This is a genomic window from Pseudomonas sp. NyZ201 (genome assembly GCF_049860765.1).
In the GTDB taxonomy this organism is placed as follows: domain Bacteria; phylum Pseudomonadota; class Gammaproteobacteria; order Pseudomonadales; family Pseudomonadaceae; genus Aquipseudomonas; species Aquipseudomonas bharatica.
Genome location: NZ_CP187557.1, coordinates 2489633 through 2512276, shown reverse-complemented (window position 1 = coordinate 2512276; position 22644 = coordinate 2489633). Strand labels below are relative to the sequence as shown.

Here is a 22644-nt window from a genome sequence, read left to right as displayed (position 1 = left end):
ATGACCGTATTGCAACGCCTGATCCCCGTGGCCGGCGAGGCCTCCCAGTGGCGCCCGCGGCGGCGCCTGCAACGCTTGCTGGACCAGGCCGGGCCGCTGCTGCGCCGGCCGGGCTTCGTCGTGGCCCTGGTCCTGGTGCTGTTTACCCTGGCGGCCGCGCTCTGGCCCGGCCTGTTCACCCAGGTCGATCCCTACGCCACGCAGCCCTCGGCCAAACTGCTGCCACCGAGTGCCGCGCACTGGTTCGGCACCGACGAGCTGGGGCGCGACCTGTACACACGGGTGCTGTATGGCGCGCGCCTGTCGGTGGAGGCGGCGCTGCTCGCGGTCGGGCTGGCGCTGGTCAGCGGCCTGGGCCTGGGTATCGTCTCGGGCTTTATCGGCGGGCGCGTGGACGCGCTGATCATGCGCCTGGTGGATGTACTGCTGGCCCTGCCCGGCCTGCTGCTCGCGCTGGCCATCGTCACCGCGATCGGCTTCGGCACCATTCCGGTGGCGATCGCCGTGGGCGTCGGCATCATTCCCGGCTTCGCCCGCACCACCCGCGCCGAGGTGCTGCGGATCAAGACCCTGCCCTACGTCGAGGCCGCGCGCCTGGGCGGCGCAAGCTGGGGCCGGACCTTGCTGCGCCATGTGCTGCCCAATGCCTGGGGACCGGTGGCGGTGCTCGCGACCCTGGATATCGGCGCGGCGATCCTCGCCACCGCCGGCCTCAGCTTCCTCGGCTTCGGCGCCGCACCGCCCGCCGCCGAATGGGGCACGCTGATCGCCAACGGTCGCCACTTCCTCATCACCGCGCCCTGGGTGTCGCTGCTGCCGGGGCTGTTCCTGGTGCTGGTGGTGTTCAGCCTCAACCATATCGCCCGCACCTTCGAGGAGATCCAGCGATGAGCCGCCTGATCGATGTGCAGGACCTGCGGGTCAGTTACCACAGCGCCGGCCGCGTTACCGAGGCGGTGCGCGGGGTGAGCTTTCATCTGGATCCAGGGGAAACCCTGGCCATCGTCGGTGAATCCGGTTCGGGCAAGACCACCATCGCCAGCGCCCTGCTCGGCCTGTTGCCGGCGACGGCACGGATCGATGGCGGGGTGCTGAAAGTTACCGATCACGACATCAGCCACGCCAGTGAGCGCAGCAAACAGCAACTGCGCGGCCGGGTGGTCGGGTTGGTGCCGCAGGACCCGATGGTCAGCCTCAACCCGACCCTGAGCATCGGCAAGCAGATCGCCGAGAGCCTGGTGCTGCGCCATGGCAAACGCTATCCGGGCCTGGATGCGGATGTGCTGGAACTGCTCGAACAGGTCGGACTCGACAACCCGGCCCTGCGCGCGGCCCAGTATCCTCATGAACTGTCCGGCGGCATGCGCCAGCGCGTGCTGATCGCCATCGCCCTGGCCGGCGAGCCCCGGCTGATCATCGCCGACGAGCCCACCAGCGCCCTGGATGTCACGGTGCAGAAGCGCATCCTCGATCACCTGGAGCAACTGGTGAAAGCCCGCGGCATCGCCTTGGTGATCATCACCCATGACCTGGGTGTGGCGGCGGATCGTGCAGACCGGGTACTGGTGATGCGCCAGGGCGAGTTGGTGGAAAGCGGCGTCGCGAGCCAGGTGCTTTCAGCGCCCGGCCACAGCTACACCCGTGATCTGCTGGCAGCAGCGCCGGCTTTTGGTGAAACGCCACGGCCGGTGCCGGTTTCAACCCTCGGCGCACAGCCGCTACTGGAGTTCGAAGGGGTCGGCAAGCGCTTCCAGCTACCGCACGGGCAGCACTTCCAGGCACTGCAGGACCTGAGCCTGGAGGTCTACCCGGGGCAGACGCTGGCCATCGTCGGCGAGTCGGGTTCGGGCAAGAGCACCAGCCTGCGGATTGCGCTCGGGCTGGAGCAACCCAGCTCGGGCCGGGTGCGTTTTGCCGGGCAGGATATCGGTGGCTTGAGCTGGAAGGCCTTCAGGCCGCTGCGCCAGCGCATGCAACTGGTGCAGCAAAATCCATTCGCCGCGCTGGACCCGAAGTTCAGCATCTACCAAAGCGTGGTCGAGCCACTGGTCTCCTTCGGCCGGCTCAAGGGTCGCGAGCTGGAACAGGCGGCGCGGCGCCTGATGGAGCAGGTGCAGTTGCCGGCCAGCTACCTGGACCGCCTGCCCCGCGAGCTGTCCGGCGGCCAGCGCCAGCGCGTGGCCATTGCCCGGGCACTGGCCTTGAAGCCCGACCTGTTGCTGCTCGACGAGCCGGTGTCGGCGCTGGATGTCTCGGTGCAGGCGCAGATCCTCGACCTGCTGCGGGAATTGCAGGCGGAACTGGGCGTGGCTTACGTGCTGGTGTCCCATGACCTGGCGGTGGTCGCCAGCCTGGCGCACCAGGTGGTGGTACTGAAACAGGGACAGGTGGTGGAGCAAGGGGAGGCAGGTCGGGTGCTGGGGCAGCCGCAGGCCAGCTATACCCGGGAATTGCTGGAGGCGGTGCCTGGGCGGAGGTTGGCAGTGGCCTGATGCTCGGGTGTCCTCCAGGGCCTCATCGCTGGCAAGCCAGCTCCCAAAGGTTCGGCGGTGCACGCGGTCCGTGTGGGAGCTGGCTTGCCAGCGATGAGGCCCGCAAAACAAAAAAAATCCCGGCCAGATGACCGGGATTTTCATGTCTACACCAGGCTTATTTGATCACCCCACAAGCAAACCGAGCCGCCCCGCCACCCAGCGGTGCCGGATGATCCGAGTGGTTGTCCCCACCGGCATGAATCATCAGCGCATGCCCCTTCAGCTCGTCCAGCGTCTTGATCTTCGGTGCCAGCAGCGGCTGCGAAGCCTTGCCATCGGCGGTGACGATCAGGGCCGGCAGGTCGCCGAGATGGCCGTCATCCTCCCACGGGAAGCTGTGCTTGCCGGTGTTCTTCGGATCCCAGTGACCACCGGCGCCACCGGCCGGTACCGGCTTGCCATCGGCCTCGGTCGGCGCGCAGCTGGGGTTGGCATGCACGTGGAACCCATGCACGCCCGGCGCCACGCCGGTCAGTTCAGGGGTGAACACCGCGCCGTACGGGCTTTCGGTGATGGTGACGAAGCCGACGCTCTTGCCCTCGCCCTGGGCGGTGGCTTCCTTGAGTTCGACCTTGATCGAGTCGGCGGCCTGCACCGCGGCGCTGGCGCACAGGGCTACTGACAGAGCAATCCACTTTTTCATCGGGCACGTTCCTTTTCGCAGAAAAAATCGCTTGAGAGCTTAGACAAAATCCGGCGGGAAGTTCGAATGAAAATCACTCTCGGCAATATCAGGCAACACCTCTGGCGAACAGTTCCGCAGTTCGTAGGCGCGTGGCTTGTCGGAGCACCGAACCGCCGCGAAGGACCGCGCTAGCGGTCCCTGAGTGATGGCTGCGAGGTGTCCGTCTTAGAACCGCGTTATGGCCGCTAGGCGCACGCCGGGAGATCTTCAGCGCCCTTGAGATCGAGCGCCGCCCGCGCGGCGCTCGATCTCAAGGACGCCGGAAAAGTCATGACAAGCACCTGCCAGCCCTGATGCGATCGACTGACGGGCCTTCTTACCTCAAAAGATGTGTAGATACCCACACCTTCGCGGCGGTTCGGCGGCCCGACAAGCCACGCTCCCAATCCTGCGCAGAGCCGGCATCTGCGCCTCGCTCCTATGCGATCAGGCAGCAGCCTGCTTCAGCGCGCGCTGGTGCACGATCACACCGATCAGCGCCACGACGATCGCCGCGACACCGGTGGAAACCACCAGCACCTGGTACTCCTCGACGAAGGCCATGGTCACCAGGCAGCCGACGATGAACACGATGCTCAGGTAGGTCAGCCACGGGAACAGCCACATCTTCAGGCGGATCTGCTTGCCTTCGGCTTCCAGCTTGCGGCGCATCTTCAGTTGCGAGCAGGCAATCACCAGGTAGACGAGCATGGCGATCATGCCGGTGGTGTTCATCAGGGTGTCCAGCACATCCTTCGGACGCAGGGCTTCGTTGAAGTTGATCAGGGCACAGATGATCGCGATCGAGCACGAGCCGATGATGGCGAAGACCGGTACGCCGGTGCCGGCGCGGGTCATCTTGAAGATCTTCGGCGCGTCGCCACGGGTGGCCAGGGAGAACAGCATGCGCGACGCGGTGTAGTGGGCCGAGATCAGGCAGCTGCTGACCGAGGTCAGGACCACGAAGTTCATCATGAACTCGGCGCCCGGGATACCCAGCAGTTCCAGGGTGCGGCGGTACGAGCCGTAGCCCGAGGTGCCCATCAGCGGGTCGTTCCACGGTACCAGGCAGACGATCAGGAAGATCGAGCCGATGTAGAACAGGCAGACGCGCCACACCACCGAGTTGGTGGCCTTGACGATCTGACCGGCCGGATCCTTGGACTCCGATGCGGCGATGGTCACGATTTCCGCACCGAGGAAAGCGAACATCGCACCGAGCATCGCCACCACCACGGACTCGATGCCGTTGGGCATGAAGCCGCCGTGGGCAGTGAGGTTGGCCATGCCGCTGACTTCACCGGTCGGCCACAGGTTCATCACCGCCGCGGTGCACACCACCAGGAAGCAGACGATCGCCACCACCTTGATCAGGGCGAACCAGAACTCGAACTCGCCGTAGTGCTTGACGTTGAAGAAGTTCACGCAGATCAGCGCCAGGGTGGCCATCAACACGAACTCGTTGATGCTCACCGAAGGGAACCAGCCATGCAGGATCTTGCCGGCGACATAGGCTTCCCAGGCCATCAGGATCACCCAGTAGCCCCAGTACAGCCAGCCGATGGTGAAGCCCGCCCAGCGCCCGATGGCACGTTCGGCATAGGTGGAGAACGAGCCGGTGTCCGGCGAGGACGTCGCCATTTCACCGAGCATGCGCATGATCAGCACCACCAGGATGCCGCCGGCCAGGTAGGCCAGGACGGCGGCCGGGCCGGCGCTGTGGATCACGCTGCCGGAACCGACGAACAATGCCCCGCCGATCACCCCGGCGATCGACATCATGGTCAGGTGGCGCGATTTGAGCGAAGCCGCCAGCTTGCTCTCGTGCTCCGACTTCGCTGCCGAAGTCGATGTGGATGTTGCGTCCATCAGTGGTCTACCCCGTGTTTTTTTTATGCAAGGAAACTCGACAGGAGTGCGGCCTGAGGTCGCACCCCTTGTTGCATCAGCTGCTCTGATTCGACGTGCACGACGCTGCCCGAGCCGACGAACGGCTATGTGCTGGCAGTGTGTTGTCGTGCCCAGGCTCGTCCGCTAAGCCTGGAAAGTTACTGCGAAGACACTGCGCACCGGCCTTGCGGGCACGACGACAGCGAGAGAGACGCGGAGACTGAGCCCCGCCTCGGGAATTTGTGGTTCGACGAGCGGTTGTTCATGAAGCTTCACGGCTTTGATCTAGCGGTAACTGATACCTAATGTAAAAATGTCCAGCCTCAAGAGCCATGCACAGTGCCCACTGATTGTCACAGCACTGTACAGGTCGCCAATGCAATACAGCGCATGCGCGGCCGGCGTTACGCTCACCCGAAGGCACCGTTTTCCCATGTTCGAACTCCGCCCCGACGCCTCGCCTCCCCTGGTCAACCAGATCATCAACGGACTGCGCGACGCGATCGAGAACCAGACCCTCAAGCCAGGCGCCAAGGTGCCGTCGATCCGCGCCTTCGCCGCGAAATACTCGGTGAGTACCTTCACCGTGGTGGAAGCCTACGACCGCCTGGTGGCCCAGGGCCTGCTGGTCAGCCGTGGCACCGCCGGCTTCTTCGTCAACCGCGCCGCCGGCGACCTGCTGGAGGCCCAGGCCAGCGAACCGGACACGGCCAAGCCGGCGTTCAATTCCGAGTGGTACCTGCAACAGATCTTCGAAAGCCGCCAACTGGCGTTCAAGCCCGGCTGTGGCTGGCTGCCCAATGACTGGATGTTCGAGGACGGCCTGCGCCGCGGGCTGCGCCAGGTTGCCAGCAGCGTGCTGGAACTGAGCGGCTACGGCGACCCTATGGGCCTGGCCGAACTGCGCACCCTGACCGCGCAGAACCTGCAGCAGGACCTGCGCATCGTGGTGCCGCCGAACCAGCTGATGCTCACCCACGGTGCCAGCCAGGCCCTGGACCTGGCGGTACGCACCCTGGTGCGCCCGGGCGACGTGGTGCTGGTGGACGACCCGGGCTACCCCAACCTGATGAGCATCCTGCGCTTCCAGGGCGCGACCCTGGTGGGCGTGCCGCGCACGCCCAACGGCTACGACCTGGATCACCTGCAACGGCTGCTCGAGCAGTACCGGCCAAGCGTGTTCTTCACCCAGCCGCACCTGCACAGCCCGACCTGCACCCGTACCCCGCTGGTGCAACTGCACCGCCTGCTGCAACTGGCGACCCAGCACGACTTCCGCCTGGTGGAGAACAACCTCTACGCCGACATGATCGAGGAGCCCCTGCCCTGCCTGACCAGCCTCGACCAGCTGCAACAGGTGGTGTATGTCGGCAGCTACTCCAAGAGCATCTCGCCCAACGTGCGGGTCGGCTACATGCTGGCCAACCCGGAGCTGATGCAGCAATTGCTGCAACTGAAGATGCGCTCGGGCCTGACCACCTCCCAGGTGATGGAGCGCGTGGTCTATGCCGCGATCACCGACGGCCGCTGGCGCAAGCACCTCAAGCGCCTGCGCCAGCGCCTGGCCGAGGCGCACCAGGAGGTGGGCCGGCAACTGGCGCGGCTGGGCTTCGAGCGCTTCATCGACAGCGACGAAGGCATGTACATCTGGACCCGCCATCCGGCCATCCCGGACAGCGCCGCGCTGCTCGACGATGCCCTGGACCAGGGCATCATGCTCGGCCCCGGGCAGTTGTTCATGGTCGACAGCCAGGCCACCGGCTGGATGCGGTTCAACGTGGCGTTCAGCACCGATCCGGCGCTGTGGGAGCAACTGGAGAGGCTGCTGGTCAAGCATGTGCGGGCGGTGAAGGACCGCTGATCGTCTTTATCGGCAGCGGGGCAGAAAAAGGTCGAATGTTCGGCAAGGGAACCACTCGCTAGGATCGGCATATCCAAAAAGAAAGACAGAGGCCGGTTTCATGACAAGCGCGACATTCAAGGATCATTTCTCCAGCGGCTCGGCCGGCTATGCGGCCTACCGTCCGGGCTACCCGCTGGAGCTGATTGATGAGCTGACCAGCATCAGCCCCGGCACCGGCCGGGTGCTGGACTGCGGCTGCGGCACCGGGCAGTTGTCGGTGCTGCTGGCCGAACGTTTCGACGAAGTGGTAGCCACCGATGCCAGCGCCGCGCAGATCGCCGACGCCGAACCACGCGAGGGCGTGATCTACCGCACCGCCCTGGCCGAAGACAGCGGCCTGCCTGACGCCAGCGTTGACCTGGTGACCGTGGCCCAGGCCGCCCACTGGCTGGACCTCGACAAGTTCTACGCCGAAGCCCGGCGCATCGCCCGCCCCCAGGCGGCCATCGCGCTGATCACCTACGGCGTACTGCATCTGGAGGGTGAACTGGATCGTCATCTGCAGACGTTCTACTACCAGACCCTCGACCCCTATTGGCCGCCGGAGCGGCGCCATGTGGAAAGCGGCTACCGCGAGCTGCCGTTTCCCTTCGCCCCGATCGAAATACCGCCGCAAGTGATCGAGATGCACTGGACCCTGGCGCAACTGGTCGGCTACCTGAACACCTGGTCGGCGGTGAAGGCAGCGCAGCAGGCACAGGGGATCAACCCGGTGGATGTCCTGGCCCAGGCGCTGGGCGAGGAATGGGGTGATGCAACGACCCGGCGGCGGGTGACCTGGCCACTGACCGTTCGCGCCGGGCGCATCCACAATTATTAGCAGCGCTGCAAAGCCCCTGTGGGAGCTGGCTTGCCAGCGATTTGGCCAGATCTGACAACGGCTCTGCCAGTGCCGGACCCATCGCTGGCAAGCCAGCTCCCACAGGTTTTTCGGGCAGCCGCCAAAATGTGGACAAAATCCCCTCCTTCCCACGGAACCATTTGCGCAGCGCAAGGATCGGAGTTCCAATCCGCCGCATACTGGCAATCCGCCAAACATTTTTCCAAGGGCAGTGCTACTGTCCACAAGCCGGCAGTTCATCCAACAGAACCGGCCCCATCCCAGGAGCGACACTCACATGGCAGCACTCAGTTCCAGCACGCTAGAAGCGATCCAGGCGCAGCGCACCCAGTTGCTCGCCGAGTGGACCCGGGACCTCGAGGATAAAGGCGCCACCCGCAACCTGAAGGAACAGGAGCTGCAGCAACAAACCCAGGAATTCCTGCAGCTGCTGATCAGCAGCCTGCAAAGCAGGACCGGGGAGAACATCGGCACAGCCGGCTGGGACGAGATCCGCCTGTTCCTCGAAAAACTCTCCAACAGCCGTGCCCTGCTCGGCCATGACTCGCAACAGACGGCCTCGTTCATCTTCACCTTGAAGGGCCCGCTGTTCGCGCTTCTGCAAAAGCATTTCAGCGACGAACCGGCGACCCTGGCCGAACAGCTTTGGGTGGTCTCGGAACTGCTCGATGCCCTGGGCATGCATACCATCCGCACCTTCCAGCGCTCGCGCGAAGCGGTGATCAAGCGCCAGCAGGAAGAGCTGCTGGAACTCTCGACGCCGGTGGTCAAGCTGTGGGACGGCATCCTTGCCCTGCCAATGATTGGCACCCTTGACTCCCAGCGCACCCAGGTGGTGATGGAGTCGCTGTTGCAACGCATCGTCGATACCGGCGCGGAAATCGCCATCGTCGATATCACCGGCGTACCCACCGTGGACACCCTGGTCGCCCAGCACCTGCTCAAGACCGTGACCGCCATCCGCCTGATGGGCGCCGATTGCATCATCAGCGGGGTGCGTCCGCAGATCGCCCAGACCATCGTCCACCTCGGCCTCGACCTGCAAGGGGTGACCACCAAGGCCAACCTGGCCGACGCCCTCAAGCTGGCCTTGTCGCGCCTTGGCGTCAGCACCGTGAAAGCGGGCTGAGCCCATGGAACGTATCCCGATACTGCAAATGGGCGAGTACCTGCTGGTGACCATCCAGGTCGACATGCATGACCAGCTCGCCCTCAACCTCCAGGAAGACCTGGCCGAACGCATCAGCCGCACCTCGGCCAAGGGCGTGCTGATCGACATCTCGGCGCTGGACATGGTCGATTCCTTCATCGGCCGGATGATCGGCACCATTTCCGGACTTTCGCGGATCATGGACGCGCAGACCGTACTGGTGGGCATGCAGCCCTCGGTGGCGATCACCCTGGTCGAACTGGGCATGACCCTGCCGGGGGTCAGCACGGCGCTGAACGTGGAGCGCGGCATGCAGAAACTTCGCGACCGGGTGGAACGCTCATGAACCTGCGCAGCAGCGGTACCCAACCGGTACGCCTGGAACAGGACGTGGTCCTGGCCCGGCAGACCGCGCGCAAGCTGGCCACCGAATGCGGCATGCGCCTGATCGACCAGACCAAGCTGGTCACTGCGGTCAGCGAGCTGGCACGCAACACTGTGGTCTACGGCGGTGGCGGCGATATGGACTGGCAGGTGCTGGAAGATATCGGTCGCGTCGGCCTGCGCCTGAGCTTCCGCGACCAGGGCCCGGGGATCCCCGACGTGCGCCTGGCCCTGACCGACGGCTGGACCTCCGGCGGCGGCCTCGGCCTGGGTCTCACCGGGGCCCGGCGCCTGGTGGACGAATTCGACCTGCAAACCGCGCCCGGCGAGGGCACCTGCGTGACGATCACCCGATGGACTTGAGCGTTGAAGGATCGCCGACCCTGGTGGTGGCGATCGAAGAAGATTCCCAGATCGGACATGCCCGGCGCACCGCGCAGAAGCTGGCAACGCAGCAAGGGCTGGACGAAAGCGATGCCGGGCGTGTCGCCCTGGTGACCACCGAGCTGGCCAGCAACCTGTTGAAGCATGCCGCCCGCGGCGAGTTGCACCTGCGCGCGCTGCCCCATCCCGAAGGCGCCGGTATCGAGGTGCTGGCCGTGGATCGTGGCGGCGGCTTCGATCGCTACACCTGCCTGACCGATGGCTATTCCACCCGGGGTACCCAGGGCATCGGCCTGGGCGCGGTGGAGCGCCAGGCCGATGTCTTCGACATGTATGCCGACCCACGCGGCACCGTGCTGCTGGCGCGCTTCTACCGCAACGGCGGCCCGGGCAAGCGCAAGCGCGACCTGCGCTTCGGCGTCAGCCATCATTCGCTGCTCGACGACCCGGCCTGCGGCGATACCTGGCAATTGGTGGTGCGCGGCGCGCAGATCAGCGCCCTGGTGCTGGACGGCCTCGGCCATGGCAGCGAGGCCGAGCAGGCCGCCCTCGCCGGCCGCGCCGCCTTTGCCCGCACGCCTTTCGCCGACCCCGAGCGCCTGGTTGCCGACATGCACGAAGCCATGCTCCACAGCCGTGGCGGCGCCGTGGGCATCGCCCAGTTCGACGGGGTACGGGACGACCTGCACTTCACCGGCATCGGCAATATCGCCGCCAGCCTGGTCGGCCCGGAGAAAAACCGCGGCCTGACCTCCCATCCAGGCATCGTCGGCGCCCAGTACCGCAAGGTGCAGACCTTCGACTACGCTGGCGTAACCGGCAACCTGCTGATCCTGCACAGCGACGGCCTGCAATCACGCTGGAACCTGCGCGATTACCCCGGCCTGCTGCAGCGCCACCCGGCGGTGATCGCCACCGTGCTGCACCGTGATTTCAACCGTGGTCGCGACGACGTGACCGTTCTGGTGATGGCCCTGGAGACCGTCGATGACTGACCTGTCCAACCTCAATGCCGAACAGCGCGCGCTGTTCGAGCGCCTGCAGGGCGAGGCCGATGCCTTGCGTGCCGAACTCGACGAAACCAACCAGGGCGTACTGGCCCTGTACTCCGAGCTGGACACCCAGGCCGAACAACTGCGCCAGGCCTCGGACCTGAAAAGCCGTTTTCTCTCCTACATGAGCCACGAGTTCCGCACCCCGCTGGGCTCGATCCTGAGCATCACCAGCCTGCTCGCCGACGAGCTGGACGGCCCGCTGAGCCCCGAGCAGCACAAGCAGGTGGCCTTCGTCAGCACGGCCACCCGCGAACTCAGCGACATGGTCGACGACCTGCTCGACCTGGCCAAGATCGAAGCCGGGCGCATCACCATCTCGCCGGGCTGGTTCGACATGCTCGACCTGTTCTCTGCCCTGCGCGGCATGTTCCGGCCGATCGTCAACAGCACCACTGTCGACCTGATCTTCGAAGAGCCCACCGGCCTGCCGCGGCTCTACACCGACGACAAGAAGCTCGCGCAGATCCTGCGCAACTTCATTTCCAACTCGCTGAAGTTCACCACCAGCGGTGAAGTACGGGTCTCGGCCAGCCTGGAAGGCAGCGACCGCATCCGCTTCGCGGTCAGCGACACCGGCATCGGCATCTCCCCGGAACTGCACGGTGCCCTGTTCGAGGACTTCTCCCAGGTCGATTCGCCCCTGCAGAAACGCCTGCGCGGCACCGGCCTCGGCCTGTCGCTGTGCAAGCGCTTCGCCGCGCTGCTCGGCGGCCAGGTCGGGCTGTGCAGCGAACCCGGGGTCGGCTCGACCTTCTTCGTTATCATCCCGCTGGCCATGGCCACGGAGGCCGTCGATGAAACGTAACCTGCGCCTGCTGATCGTCGATGACAACAGCGCCACCCGCTACGCCCTGCGCCGCCGCCTCGATCGCCAGGGCTACACGGTGCTGGAGGCCGGTACCGGGGGCGAAGGCCTGGCGCTGATCGAGAAGGAGCGCCTGGACGCGCTGATCCTCGACGTCAACCTGCCGGACATGAGCGGCTTCGATATCGTCCGCAGCCTGCGCGCCGACCCGCGCACCGCGCTGCTGCCGGTGATCCACGTGTCGGCGGCGTCGATCCAGACCGGCGACATCATCACCGGCCTCGACGCCGGCGCCGACGCGTACCTGATCCACCCGATCGATCCCGACGTGCTGCTCGCCACCCTGCGCACCCTGCTGCGGGTGCGCGACACGGAAAACGCCCTGCGTGAAAGCGAGGCGCGCTTTCGCGAGATCTTCGCCAATGTCTCGGCGCCCATCGCCGTGCTCGATACCAGCCTCAACATCCATGAGTGCAACCACGCCTTCACCCAGTTGCTTGAGGGCATCAAGGCCCCGCAGACCCTGGATGCGGCGCTGGAGGACAACGACGCCTCGGTGGTCGGTGAACTGCGCCTGCGCCTGGCCGAGGGCGAGCGCTGGAAAGGCACCCTGAACATGCGGGTCAAGGGCGAACTGCGCGAGACCGAGTGGCAGATATCGCCGTACCGTGCGCCCGGCTCCAGCCTGGTGTTCGTCGAGGACGTCACCGAACACCGCCACCGCGAACGCTCGCACCGGGCCCAGTTGGACGATGCCAATATCCAGCTGGCCAAGGAAGTCGCCGAACGGGCACGCACCGAGGAGCAGTTGCTCCAGGCGCAGAAAATGGATGCCCTGGGCAAGCTCACCGGCGGCATCGCCCACGACTTCAACAACATGCTCACCGGGATCATCACCAGCCTCGAATTGATTCGCAAGCAGGCCGGCACCCAGGCGTCGCCCAAGCTGCAGATCTACGCCGAGGCGGCGCTCAACTCGGCCACCAGCGCCGCCGCCCTGACCCACCGCCTGCTCGCCTTCGCCCGCCAGCAACCGCTGGACACCCGGCCGGTGGACATCAACGAGCATGTGCGTTCGCTGGAAGAACTGCTGATCCGCACCATCGGCGAACGCATCGTGCTCACGCTGGAACTGACCAACCAGCCGGCCATCGCCCTGGTCGACCCGGTGCAACTGGAAAGCGCGGTGCTCAACCTGGCGATCAACGCCCGCGATGCCCTGCCCCAGGGCGGGCATATCTGGATCAGCACCTACGCCGCCTATTCACGTGGCAATCCGAAAATGCAGGACGGCGCCTATGTCTCGCTGTCGGTGCGCGACGACGGCATCGGCATCGACCACAGCGTGGTCGACAAGGTCTTCGAACCCTTCTTCACCACCAAGCCGCTGGGCCAGGGCACCGGGTTGGGGCTATCGACCATCTACGGTTTCGCCCGCCAGTCCGGCGGCGATGCGCATATCCGCAGCGTCATCGGCCGTGGCACCGAAGTGACCCTGCTGCTGCCGGCCGGCAGCGACGTACCGGACCTGGCGCCGGAGCCGCAGGGCAGTGTCGATCCCCAGGGCCAGGGCGAACATATCCTGATCGTCGAGGACATGGCCTCGGTGCGCTTGTTCGTCAGCGAGGTGCTGCTGGACGCGGGCTATCGCTGCACCACGGTGGAAAGCATCGAACTGGCCCTGGAGCATCTGCAGCGCGACGCCTCCATCGACCTGCTGCTGACCGATGTCGGCCTGCCGCGCATGAGCGGGCGGGAACTGGCGGACGTGGCGCGCGGTTGGCGGGCCGGGTTGCCGGTGCTGTTCATGACCGGTTATGCGCAAACCGCCTTGAACCGCCAGGCCTTCCTCGCACCGGGGATGGACATGCTGTTCAAGCCGTTCCAGATCAGCGAGTTGCTGGAGAAGGTACGGCGCGCGCTGGAAGGTTGACGGGCATGCTGGCGTGGAAAAGCGGCCGGAATGCACCATTCGGAATCTGACCGATCAGTCACCAAACTCATCGACAACCCGCATTTCCGGGCACTTGCTCAGTACGCAACGCTATTTGGCCGGGTAAAAAACGCTGAAATAATCATTTGCAGTTTACCCACCCCGCAACTATGGTTCGAGCACCCGGCGCTCACAAGGAATTGGCACCCGCTGCCAGTGAGCCGCCAGCCACCACTCAGGGAAGATCACCATGGCGACTCGCGATTTCGTTCGAGCTGTGCGTCACGCTTTTCTCATGCTGGCCGTGCTCGCCGCCGTGGCGATCACCCCGGCCCGCGCCGCTCCCCAGGCGCTGCTGGCCGAGGCCCAGGCCGACATGAAGGCCCTCGACGCCGAGGTAAAACCGGGCATCCCGCACCGCCTCGACCTGGCCAATCCGCTGCATTACCGCTACATCACGGAAACCTTCAAGCGCGCCGGAAAAACCCCGGAGAATTCACCGCAACTGTTCCGCACCCTGGAAAACGGCCGCGACATCGCCACTGCCGCGCTGCAGAAAAACGCTACCCGCCCCAACCGGGCGCTGGCCGTCAATGCCGCCGCCAGCGACGGTATCCAGAACCTCAACTTCATCGCCACCTTCTCCCAGGACAACGGCACCGGCAGCAACCCGGCCAAGGCCCGGGCAACCCTCTCGGCCACCCAGCCGGGCTACCAGGCCACGGGCATTTCCTCGGTGGCGGGCGGCACCACCTCGACCTCCATCGTCATGGAGCTGTACGAAGTCGAGACCGGCAAGGTCTACGCCACCAAGTCCGGCAGCCAGTTCAGCCAGGGTACGGATTTCCGCGTGCAGGTCGAAGGCCAGGTGCCGGCCGCCGACGGCAACCCGACCACCCAGGCCAAGGGCCTGTTCTACTACTACCCGGCCAACGCCGGCCCGACCGATCCGCCGGTGGTCTACGTGCAGACCTTTCAGGACACCCTGAACCCCACCAGCGCCTGCCTCAACCAGCCCAACTACTGCGTACGCAACGCCAGCGGCAACTGCACCGGCAGCTACGAGACCAGTTGCACCAACACCAAGGCCAACACCACGCCGATCAAGCTGTGCTGGTACCGCGGCAGCCAGCAGGAATGCGATTACTGGAACTCCACCGCGCACCCGACCAATTTCGTCTTCCCGCTGTCGGGCTCGGCGACCTTCGTCAACACCGTGGTCTCGCCACCGGCCGGGGTCACCTCGATCTATATCCAGAACCCCGCCGGCGGCGGCTGCAACGTGTACTTCCAGCAAGGCACGGTGCTCGAACAGCAATACTGGACGGCCAATGGCCAGACCATCTCGTGGAACTACCCGGCCTCGGCCTTCCCCAACACCGGCAACTGCATCAACTACTACGACGGCACCGCCGCCAACCTGTGGGTCACCGCCTATGTCGCGCTCAACGGCAGCCAGGGCCAGGAACCACCGTTCGGCACCCTGAACTTCACCAGTGACCGCACCTACCTGGGTACGCCGGGGGTAAACATCATTCCGCCGCTGTACATCATGCAGGGCTGCCTGGCCGAGGGCACCGAGATCACCCTGGCCGACGGCAGCAAGCGCCCGGTCGAGGCCTTCACCGGCAAGGGCGGCGAGTCGGTGAAGAGTGCCGACGGCAAGACCAGCGAGGTACGCGGCACCACCCAGGGCACCGAGCCCCATCCGATGATCCGCATCAAGACCGATGCCGGCCATGACCTCCTGGTGACCCGCACCCACCCGATGATCCTTGCCAACGGCCTGCCCCTGCAGGCCCGCTACCTGCGGGTCGGCGACGAACTGGCCAGCCTGGAGGGCAAGGCCCGGGTCACCTTGCTGACCCTGGAAGACTACAAGGGCAAGGTGCACAACCTGCTGACCCAGCCCTACCCGACCTCCGGCACCTACTACGCCGGCGGCCTGCTCACCGGCGACGCCAACATGCAGCAGTCGCTGGCCTCGGTGGGCGAACGCACGCCGCTGCGCAGCCGCGCCGAAATCCGCGCCAGCCTGCCCAAGGAATGGCTGCAGGACTTCGACAACAGCCCCGACCCGTGACGCCAGCGGGGATGCGTCCGCGCGCATCCCCCGACGCCCCTCTTGTCCGGCTTTCTCTTCCCAGCCCTTCTTCCGGAGGCTCGCATGGCCGCCCACGCACAAGCGCAAAACAGCACCGACCCGGTTATCCAGTCCGCCATCTACGACGGCAATAGTGTGCGGGTAATCTGGACCCCGTCGAGCGATACCGGGGTCACCGGCTATATCATCCAGCTTGCCTGGCTGGGTGGCGGCGAGCCGGTGATCGCCCACCAAAGCCAGGTTTTCCAGGGCCAGAACACCGGGATCGGCAACCTGCCCCTGAGCCAGCCGCTGAATACCGATGTCGCCTGGCAGGTGGTGGTCCAGGCGCAGTGGGGCAGCAGTTCCGGGCAGAACAGCGCAGCGGTGCTGCTGCCAACGCTGGCGCCGACCCTGGACGAGGCGCTGTACGACGGCCATGCGCTGCAGGTGACCTGGCAACCTTCGTGGCAGGCGGCCGCCGGCTACGAGATCGTGGTGGTGTCACAGAGCATCGGCACTACCTACAACATTGCCGTCAGTGGTACCGGGACCCGTTCGGCAGTGGTGGATAACGCCCAGCTCGGCGGCGGCCTGGGCGACAACTCGGAATGGGTGGTGTACGTCGCTGCGGTCGGTGCCAGCAGTGCCAGCGCGCGTTCTGCCGCCGCGAGCTTCCCGCCCGCTTCGATGGTCCGTCCGGTGCTGGGCAAGACCAACCTGTACCGCGACGGCAATCGCATCATCGCGCGCTGGACCGGCAGCGGTGCCAGCCAGATCGTCGGCTACCGCCTGAGCGCCAGCGATGCGGCCAGTGGCACCCGCTACAGCGTCGAAGTGCCGGGGGCCAACGCCAACAACGCCACCCTCGCCCTGCCAGCGCCCCTGGCCGACAGCGCCAGCTTCCAGCTCTCGGTGACGGCGTTGACCGCCAGCGGCGCCGGCCTGGTCAGCCCCCTCGCCGCCATCGTCTCGACCCGCCCCGTGCTGACGGCAGCGGACTACAACGGCAGCGCCCTGAAGCTCGACTGGGTGATCCCCTACAACCCGGCGGTAACCGGTTACACCCTGCAGGCCCTGTCGCTGTCCAGCGGACAGAGCTTTTCCGCCACGGTCAGCAACGCCGGGGCCACCTCGGGCAGCATCCCCTTGGGTGCACCACTGGACACTGCCCAGGCCTGGGTGGCGCAGATCATTGCCAACAACGCCGGCGATGGCGTCGGGGCCGAGGGCGAACTGCTGCCGCTGATCACCGGCAGCGCCAGCTTCACCAGCCTGGTGGTCAGCGCCGATGGCGGCAGTCTCGATATCACCTGGCAAGCGCCGGCCTCGCTGACCAGCCCGGAGCTGACCACGGTCAGCCTGCTGCTCGACGGCACTGTCAGCAGCACCTTCGCGGTCAATGGCAATACCGCGCGCCTGGCCCTGCCGGTCAACGCCGCCGGTGCGGCGCTGAGCGTCGGCCTGGCACCCGCCAGGGGCGTGGTGCGCAACACCAGTACCAGCGCCCTCGGTGTCCCGCTGGGCATCCCGCAGATCAGCGGCTGGGATACCGATGCGGTGAGTGGCAGCGGCACCCTGAGCTGGGCCGCGCTGAGCGGCGCTCCCGGCTACCGCCTGAGCCTGCCCGGCGGCCAGCACCTGGACCTGACCGGCACCAGCACCACCCTCACTCCGGCGCAACTGGCCAGCGGTGGCAATCCGGCCCTGGTCACCCTGCGCAGCGCCGGAGTGGTCGATGGCTGCACCCTGGTCGGCCCGGCCAGTGCAGCGTTCGCCCTGGCCACGACGCCGGTGCGGGATGTGCGGGTGGAGTACGACGGCGCCACCCTCAGCGCCCGCTGGAGCGCCGTGAGCGACGGCCAGAGCTATCGGGTGTCGGTGCTGAAAACCGTGGACGGGACGACCTCGGTGGACCAGGCCTTCACCTCCAGCGCCGGGGCGCTCGAACAAAGCTGGGCCTATACCCCGGCCAACCCGGCGGCGGACCTGAGCGTGGTGGTCCAGGCCAACCAGCCGGTGCTCGGCATCGCCAATATCGGCCCGGCCAGCCAGGCCACGACCCTGTACCGCAGCGCCTTCATTCCCTCGGCACAGGCCGCCTCGACCAGCTTCCCGCACCTGATTCCGGCGGCGGCCCTGAGCACCGCCCTCAGCGGCACCGCACCCGCCACCGCGCTGACCCTGTACCTGCCGCAGATCGGCAAGACCGGCAGCCTCGCCAACCTGCCCATCAGCAATGGCCCGTTCACCCTGTCGGCCGCCTCGGGCAGCACCTACCCCTACAGCCTGGCGATCGCCTCCAGTGGCACCGATTCGCCCTGGACCTTCGACACCCAGCCCATCCGCAGCGGCCTGCTCAAGGCCTACGTGGCCTTCCTCCAGGCCCTGGAAAGTGCCGGCGCGGCGGCCTGGGGCATCATCGCCGTACAGGACGCCCTGGCCCGGGCCATGCCGCAGACCTTCGAGGAGTCGCTGTACTACGCCTTCGGCCTGTCGTTCCCGTCGCCCGATACCGGCGCCACGCTCGGCTCGGTGGACCTGCGCCCGGGAATGATCCTGCGGGTCGCCGCCAGCCCGTTCCAAACCATTTCCCAATCGACTTCGGATCTGAAATGGAGCAACGGCTACGTGACCGGACCGACCGTGGACTACCCGGTGGGACAGTTCGTCGACAGTTCCGGCGGTATCAGCACCGGCTGGGACTCGTTCATCGGCCAGCTGGTCAGCGGCGGCGCGCTGTCGGTCAACCCGCCCCCATCCCATGACACCACCCAGCAGATGGGCGGGGTCGCCGATGCCGCCGACCTGTACTTCCCGGCCTTCGTCACACCGTTCTACCGCCTGTTCTCGCCCTCGGCACTGGCCAGTGCCAGCGACCCGGCGGTAACCACCACGACCAACAACTTCACCCTCGCCGCCGCCCCCAGCTTCACCGCCCTCAGCAGTGCCGGCAATGTGCCGGGCGGTAGCGTGCCGGTCGCCTATTTCCGCGGCCGCGTGGTGCCCAGGGCGTGCCTGCGGGTGACCCTCGATGGCACGCCGCTGGTGGTCCCGGTCGGCACCACCGTGGCCAACCTGCTGGCCCAGGCCGGACGCATGCCGGTGCCTGCATCGCTGCCGATGCAGGGCGTGCAGCTGCTGCGTGGACTGGGCGCGGCGGTGCTGGCGGCAAACGCGCCACTGGGCACCACGGCCTGGCCGCTGCGCCTGGACTGGAGCGGGCTGGGCAATTACGGCCCGGGCTGGACGCAACTGTCCGTGCCGCTGCTGCCGGGTGACAGCGTCACCACCCGCCAGCCCTGACCCTTCACCGCCTCGCGACAGGGAGCCGTCATGAGCGTACCGGTGTTCGAGCAAGTCACGGCGGGCCTGTACCGCCTTTCCACCCTCGCCGAAAGCGGGCTGGAGGCGTATTGGGCTGGCTATCTGGCCAGCCCCGGCAGCGACCTTGGTGCCAGCGCCAGCCTGGCGCAGACCTGGGCCGACCTGGGCGGCGCCTACCTGTTCCTCGGCAGTGCGCCGGCCGATCCGGCGAGTTTCGTCAGCGACCTGCGTGCCCTGTGGCCGCGCCTGTCGCCCAAGGGCTGGCTGCGCCTGCTGTGGATCAGCAACCCGGCGGACCCGGCCAGCCAATGGCAGACCCGCGGCATCGACGCCCTGCCCGCCAGCGCCGGCGAACCGGCCGGGACCTGGCGCGTGGTCCGCGACTCGGCCTTCACCCTCGGCGATTACGCCGTGACCGTACGCGGTGCGACCCTGGTCGAGGCAGGCGGCGACAGCCTGCTGTTCGCCGCCAACGGCCTGGCCTTCAATGCCCCTGGCGGGATCTATGCGCCGATCGAGACGCAGTGCCCGCTGCCCCTGGCCGGCGCGCAGCTCGGCTGCCTGACCTTCGGCATCCGTGCCGGCAATGGCAGCAGCGACGACGCCGACGACATGCAGCGCCTCGGCGTCATGCTGCGCTACGGCGAGGCCGATGCCGACAGCCCGGTGGGCGAAGTCAGCATCATCGACATGCCGCTGTTCCGCCAACTGGATGCCACGCCCTTCGACCTGGCCCTGGCCTTCGATCCACTGAACCCGGAGTTGCCGCAGCGCAGTGCGCTGGCCTTCGTCACCGCCGCGGACCAGGCGCCGACCCTCGGCTTTGCCCAGCTCAGCAATACCGGGCATGCCACCCAGGCCACGCCCCGCGCCGGCAGCGGCGACCTGCCGGGGGCACGCCTGAGCTTCGGCCGCACCCCGCTGTTCGACGCACCCGATGCCGCCAGCGCCAGCCTGGTCTGGCACCTGGCGCCGGATGGCCTGTTCGACCTCGGCACGCCCCAGCAGGCGCGCAGTGGCGACGGCAACACCCGGCTGATCCTCGGTGTTTCCGGCACCGAGAGCGTAGTGCTGCCGCAAGATGGCACCTCGCTGCTGCTGTTCCAGGCCAATGGTGCGGCTTACCTGCCGCCCGCTGTCGAGGATGCCGGCGGCAGCACCCTGAGCGCTATCGGCACCACCGCCTGGGCCACCGTGCTCTCCGATGGCGGCAATGGCCGCAGCTACGAAGCACAACCACCGCGCTCGCCGCTGTTCAATGCGGCGCGGGTACCGGTGGCGGGCTTCCTGGCCTACCTGAACATGAATGCCGCCACCTTGCCGACCCTGCAGGCCAGCCAGCAGAGCCCGCCAACGGTATGGCCCATGGGTGTGTACGGGCGCATCGCCGCCAGCGCCATCGACCAGGCCGCGCGCCTGGAGGATGCCGCCCTGGCGCCTACCCGGCGCACCCTGATCGGCCTGCCGCCACCGGACACACCGCGCCTGGCCCCCACCGGCCGGCTGTGCCTGGGTGTCCAGGCCAACGCCGCGGATACCCCACCGCTGGGCGTTACCCCCAGCGGCCTGATCGCCGTGCTCGACCAGGCGCAATCCGCCTGGGCCGGGGTGCTGTTCGCCAACATGCCGCAATCGGATACCGGGCAACTGATCCTCACCGAGGTCAAGCCGCCGTTCCAGGGGGCCCTGCAATCCAACCAACTGTTCATGGTGGTGGCCGATGTCGAGACCTTCATGGACCAGGGCAGCTCGGTGGCCTACCAGTTGACCGCCGCCAACGCCATTCCGCGCCTGCTCGCCGCCGGAGTGCCGGCCACCCAGGCCCAGGCGATCGATACGGCCCTCAAGGCCCTCGGCTACCCGGAGTTCCCCAACGAAGCCGCCTTCGATGCGGCAGTCGCAGCCAGCGCCGGCGATTACCTGGCCCAGGCCCAGGCAGCCGCGGGCCTGCTACGCGCCGACATCGAAGGCTGGACCTTCCAGCTTTCACCGCGCAGTTGGCGCAGCGATGCCCTGACGCCGACCCTGATGCTGTTCAAATACTGCGGCCGGGCCATCACCGAGCTGGCGGCCGACACCGGCGCCTGGTCCTGGCCGGAAGTGGCGCAGGCCCCGGACGGAAGCCTGGCACCGACCCGGGCCGCCCTCGATGCGGTGATCGCCAAGGCGCGCCTGGCCGTGCTCGACCCCGACATCGGCGACGCCGACCCGCTGGTGCTGTTCTACCATGAGGTGCTGGACAACCCGCAGTGGAACGGCGTGCTGTTCCTCAATGCGCCGATCGACTTCCAGGACATGCCCTCGGCCCTGCGCTTCATGGCCGCCGGGGTCGATCGCTCACGCTTCTACGCCCACCACATCGGCTTCTCGCTGACGCCCTACACGCCGCGCGACGGTGTCATCGATCTGGGCCAGACCGCGGCATTCGGCCTGATCGACTACAACGACCCGGACGACCTGGTGGCCTCCACCACCATCCCTTTCGGCTACAAGACCCTGTCCATGCGCGTGCGCTTCGACAACGCACGGGTGGTGGACTTCTCCGCCGAAGCCGAGCTGATGGTCAACCGCCTGTTCGCCTCGTGGCTGGCCAAGGTCGATCGCGCCCGCGGCAACAACCTCATCCTTACCGGCAGCTACCAGCGTATCGGCGGCCAGCCCAGCTACTCGTTCAGCCTGCTCGGTGACAACGTGTTCCAGAGCAATGGCGCGGCGCTGTCCTCCATCGATATCCGCGACTGTCGCCTGGAAACCGCCGCTGCTCCGGTGGACGGCCTGCTCACGGCCAATTTCGTGTTGTCCGGGCGCCTCGGCTTCGTCGAGATCCCCGGGTTCGACCTGTTCGGCTATGGCGCCGGCGACCTGGTCAATGGCTACCTGAGCTTCCAGGGCCTGGTGGTGGCGATGTCCTTCGCCATGGAGGACCCGTCCGCGCAGCACTTCACCTCGGGCGAGGCCGGCGTGAGTTTCGACACCGGCCCCGGCGCCTCGCTGGCGCGGCCGGCGTCGCTGGTGGAGAACTTCCCGCTGCGTCTCGAAGGCCTGGTCGCCGCCCCCGACCTGGCCCCGGCCGGCCAGCCGCCGCAAGGGGCCACCCCGGAAAGCCTCGGCTTCAACTCGATCGGCGCACCGCTGGACCAGCAGCCGCTGGCCGCGCCCTGGTTCGGCCTGAGCCTGGCCCTGGACATGGGCACCCTCGGCGCCCTCAGCGGCGCAATCGGCCTGAAGATCACCCTGCTCGCCGCCTGGGGCCCGGAGCCGGTGGCCGGCGAGCCGCCGGTGTACCTCGGGATCAAGCTGGGCATGTCCAACGCCCTCAACGGCAGCCTGCCCTTGCAAGGCGTGCTCAAGCTGGGCTTTCGCAACTTCCTTTTCGAAACCTGGCGCGACAGCGACAACCGCCTCAACTACCTGCTGCGCATGCGCCGCTTCGCCCTCTCGGTGCTGGCCTGGAGCTTCCCGCCGGGCAATGCCGACCTGATGCTGTTCGGCGCGCCCGGCAGCCCGAAGACCTCGCTGGGCTGGTATGCGGCGTATCTCAAGGACGAGGACAAGAAGAAACAGCAACAGGCGTTGCTGGCGACCCCGGCACCGCGCCAGGTGGCACGGCGCACGCCGGATAGCAAGCGCCTCGCACGTTCCGGGCGGCGTACGCCGCCGGTTATCTGAACAGGACTCAAGGACGACCCCG

Annotated in this window: 15 protein-coding genes; 13 read left to right on the top strand and 2 right to left on the bottom strand. The window is 66.9% G+C overall.

Going from position 1 to position 22644, the window contains the following annotated elements:
• Together ACPFMA_RS11110 and ACPFMA_RS11105 are read left to right on the top strand one after the other, a co-directional pair.
• Positions 1–891 carry an ABC transporter permease gene (locus tag ACPFMA_RS11110; RefSeq protein WP_009401264.1) on the top strand — a complete coding sequence of 297 codons (891 nt, stop codon included), beginning with the start codon at positions 1–3 and terminating at the stop codon, positions 889–891.
• Complete coding sequence (locus ACPFMA_RS11105) at positions 888–2492, top strand: dipeptide ABC transporter ATP-binding protein (RefSeq protein ID WP_425930180.1); 1605 nt, start codon at positions 888–890, stop codon at positions 2490–2492. Before ACPFMA_RS11110 ends, ACPFMA_RS11105 begins: the two co-directional genes overlap by 4 nt.
• Before the next feature lie 157 nt (positions 2493–2649).
• On the opposite strand, the gene sodC is transcribed toward ACPFMA_RS11105, so the two are convergent.
• Both sodC and ACPFMA_RS11095 read right to left on the bottom strand, forming a co-directional pair.
• Positions 2650–3177: a superoxide dismutase [Cu-Zn] SodC gene (gene sodC, locus ACPFMA_RS11100; protein WP_420057214.1), complete on the bottom strand. Its 528-nt coding sequence runs from the start codon at positions 3175–3177 to the stop codon at positions 2650–2652.
• Between the two features lie 468 nt (positions 3178–3645).
• Entirely contained in the window at positions 3646–5067 is a 1422-nt protein-coding gene (locus ACPFMA_RS11095; protein WP_009401519.1) for an amino acid permease, read from the bottom strand.
• A 454-nt stretch (positions 5068–5521) separates the two neighbouring features.
• Here ACPFMA_RS11095 and ACPFMA_RS11090 point away from each other — a divergent pair, with 454 nt between their 5' ends.
• The 11 genes from ACPFMA_RS11090 (at position 5522) to ACPFMA_RS11040 (ending at position 22622) form a co-directional block, all read left to right on the top strand.
• Positions 5522–6949 carry a PLP-dependent aminotransferase family protein gene (locus tag ACPFMA_RS11090; RefSeq protein ID WP_420057213.1) on the top strand — a complete coding sequence of 476 codons (1428 nt, stop codon included), beginning with the start codon at positions 5522–5524 and terminating at the stop codon, positions 6947–6949.
• 100 nt (positions 6950–7049) lie between these two features.
• A complete protein-coding gene (locus ACPFMA_RS11085; RefSeq protein ID WP_420057212.1) occupies positions 7050–7811 on the top strand; it encodes a class I SAM-dependent methyltransferase in 762 nt (253 codons plus the stop codon).
• Positions 7812–8109: 298 nt separating this feature from the next.
• Positions 8110–8961 carry an STAS domain-containing protein gene (locus ACPFMA_RS11080; protein WP_425930179.1) on the top strand — a complete coding sequence of 284 codons (852 nt, stop codon included), beginning with the start codon at positions 8110–8112 and terminating at the stop codon, positions 8959–8961.
• A 4-nt stretch (positions 8962–8965) separates the two neighbouring features.
• The gene (locus tag ACPFMA_RS11075) at positions 8966–9328 is read left to right on the top strand and encodes an STAS domain-containing protein (protein ID WP_009401527.1); all 363 of its coding nucleotides are present in this window, start codon (positions 8966–8968) and stop codon (positions 9326–9328) included.
• Positions 9325–9729, top strand: coding sequence for an anti-sigma regulatory factor (locus ACPFMA_RS11070; RefSeq protein ID WP_009401528.1), 405 nt, complete (start codon positions 9325–9327; stop codon positions 9727–9729). The genes ACPFMA_RS11075 and ACPFMA_RS11070 overlap by 4 nt, the downstream gene beginning before the upstream one ends.
• Positions 9720–10745 carry an ATP-binding protein gene (locus tag ACPFMA_RS11065; protein WP_425930178.1) on the top strand — a complete coding sequence of 342 codons (1026 nt, stop codon included), beginning with the start codon at positions 9720–9722 and terminating at the stop codon, positions 10743–10745. Before ACPFMA_RS11070 ends, ACPFMA_RS11065 begins: the two co-directional genes overlap by 10 nt.
• Positions 10738–11610 carry a sensor histidine kinase gene (locus ACPFMA_RS11060; protein ID WP_064303460.1) on the top strand — a complete coding sequence of 291 codons (873 nt, stop codon included), beginning with the start codon at positions 10738–10740 and terminating at the stop codon, positions 11608–11610. The genes ACPFMA_RS11065 and ACPFMA_RS11060 overlap by 8 nt, the downstream gene beginning before the upstream one ends.
• The gene (locus ACPFMA_RS11055) at positions 11600–13543 is read left to right on the top strand and encodes a response regulator (RefSeq protein WP_425930177.1); all 1944 of its coding nucleotides are present in this window, start codon (positions 11600–11602) and stop codon (positions 13541–13543) included. The genes ACPFMA_RS11060 and ACPFMA_RS11055 overlap by 11 nt, the downstream gene beginning before the upstream one ends.
• A 250-nt stretch (positions 13544–13793) precedes the next feature.
• Positions 13794–15626, top strand: a complete 1833-nt coding sequence (locus ACPFMA_RS11050) for a Hint domain-containing protein (RefSeq protein WP_425930176.1) — start codon at positions 13794–13796, stop codon at positions 15624–15626.
• An 84-nt stretch (positions 15627–15710) separates the two neighbouring features.
• Complete coding sequence (locus tag ACPFMA_RS11045; protein WP_425930175.1) at positions 15711–18932, top strand: hypothetical protein; 3222 nt, start codon at positions 15711–15713, stop codon at positions 18930–18932.
• Between the two features lie 30 nt (positions 18933–18962).
• Positions 18963–22622 (top strand): hemagglutinin protein, encoded by a 3660-nt coding sequence (locus tag ACPFMA_RS11040; protein WP_425930174.1) that lies wholly within the window; start codon positions 18963–18965, stop codon positions 22620–22622.
• The last annotated feature ends 22 nt before the right edge of the window (positions 22623–22644 follow it).

Excerpts from the sequence above, each read along its gene's own strand:
- ACPFMA_RS11075 (WP_009401527.1), top strand. The coding sequence starts at position 8,966 with ATGGAACGTATCCCGATACTGCAAATGGGCGAGTACCTGCTGGTGACC.
- ACPFMA_RS11095 (WP_009401519.1), bottom strand. The coding sequence starts at position 5,067 with ATGGACGCAACATCCACATCGACTTCGGCAGCGAAGTCGGAGCACGAG.
- ACPFMA_RS11110 (WP_009401264.1), top strand. The coding sequence starts at position 1 with ATGACCGTATTGCAACGCCTGATCCCCGTGGCCGGCGAGGCCTCCCAG.
- ACPFMA_RS11055 (WP_425930177.1), top strand. The coding sequence starts at position 11,600 with ATGAAACGTAACCTGCGCCTGCTGATCGTCGATGACAACAGCGCCACC.
- ACPFMA_RS11090 (WP_420057213.1), top strand. The coding sequence starts at position 5,522 with ATGTTCGAACTCCGCCCCGACGCCTCGCCTCCCCTGGTCAACCAGATC.
- ACPFMA_RS11060 (WP_064303460.1), top strand. The coding sequence starts at position 10,738 with ATGACTGACCTGTCCAACCTCAATGCCGAACAGCGCGCGCTGTTCGAG.
- ACPFMA_RS11070 (WP_009401528.1), top strand. The coding sequence starts at position 9,325 with ATGAACCTGCGCAGCAGCGGTACCCAACCGGTACGCCTGGAACAGGAC.
- ACPFMA_RS11050 (WP_425930176.1), top strand. The coding sequence starts at position 13,794 with ATGGCGACTCGCGATTTCGTTCGAGCTGTGCGTCACGCTTTTCTCATG.
- ACPFMA_RS11045 (WP_425930175.1), top strand. The coding sequence starts at position 15,711 with ATGGCCGCCCACGCACAAGCGCAAAACAGCACCGACCCGGTTATCCAG.
- ACPFMA_RS11085 (WP_420057212.1), top strand. The coding sequence starts at position 7,050 with ATGACAAGCGCGACATTCAAGGATCATTTCTCCAGCGGCTCGGCCGGC.
- ACPFMA_RS11080 (WP_425930179.1), top strand. The coding sequence starts at position 8,110 with ATGGCAGCACTCAGTTCCAGCACGCTAGAAGCGATCCAGGCGCAGCGC.
- ACPFMA_RS11065 (WP_425930178.1), top strand. The coding sequence starts at position 9,720 with ATGGACTTGAGCGTTGAAGGATCGCCGACCCTGGTGGTGGCGATCGAA.
- sodC (WP_420057214.1), bottom strand. The coding sequence starts at position 3,177 with ATGAAAAAGTGGATTGCTCTGTCAGTAGCCCTGTGCGCCAGCGCCGCG.
- ACPFMA_RS11105 (WP_425930180.1), top strand. The coding sequence starts at position 888 with ATGAGCCGCCTGATCGATGTGCAGGACCTGCGGGTCAGTTACCACAGC.
- ACPFMA_RS11040 (WP_425930174.1), top strand. The coding sequence starts at position 18,963 with ATGAGCGTACCGGTGTTCGAGCAAGTCACGGCGGGCCTGTACCGCCTT.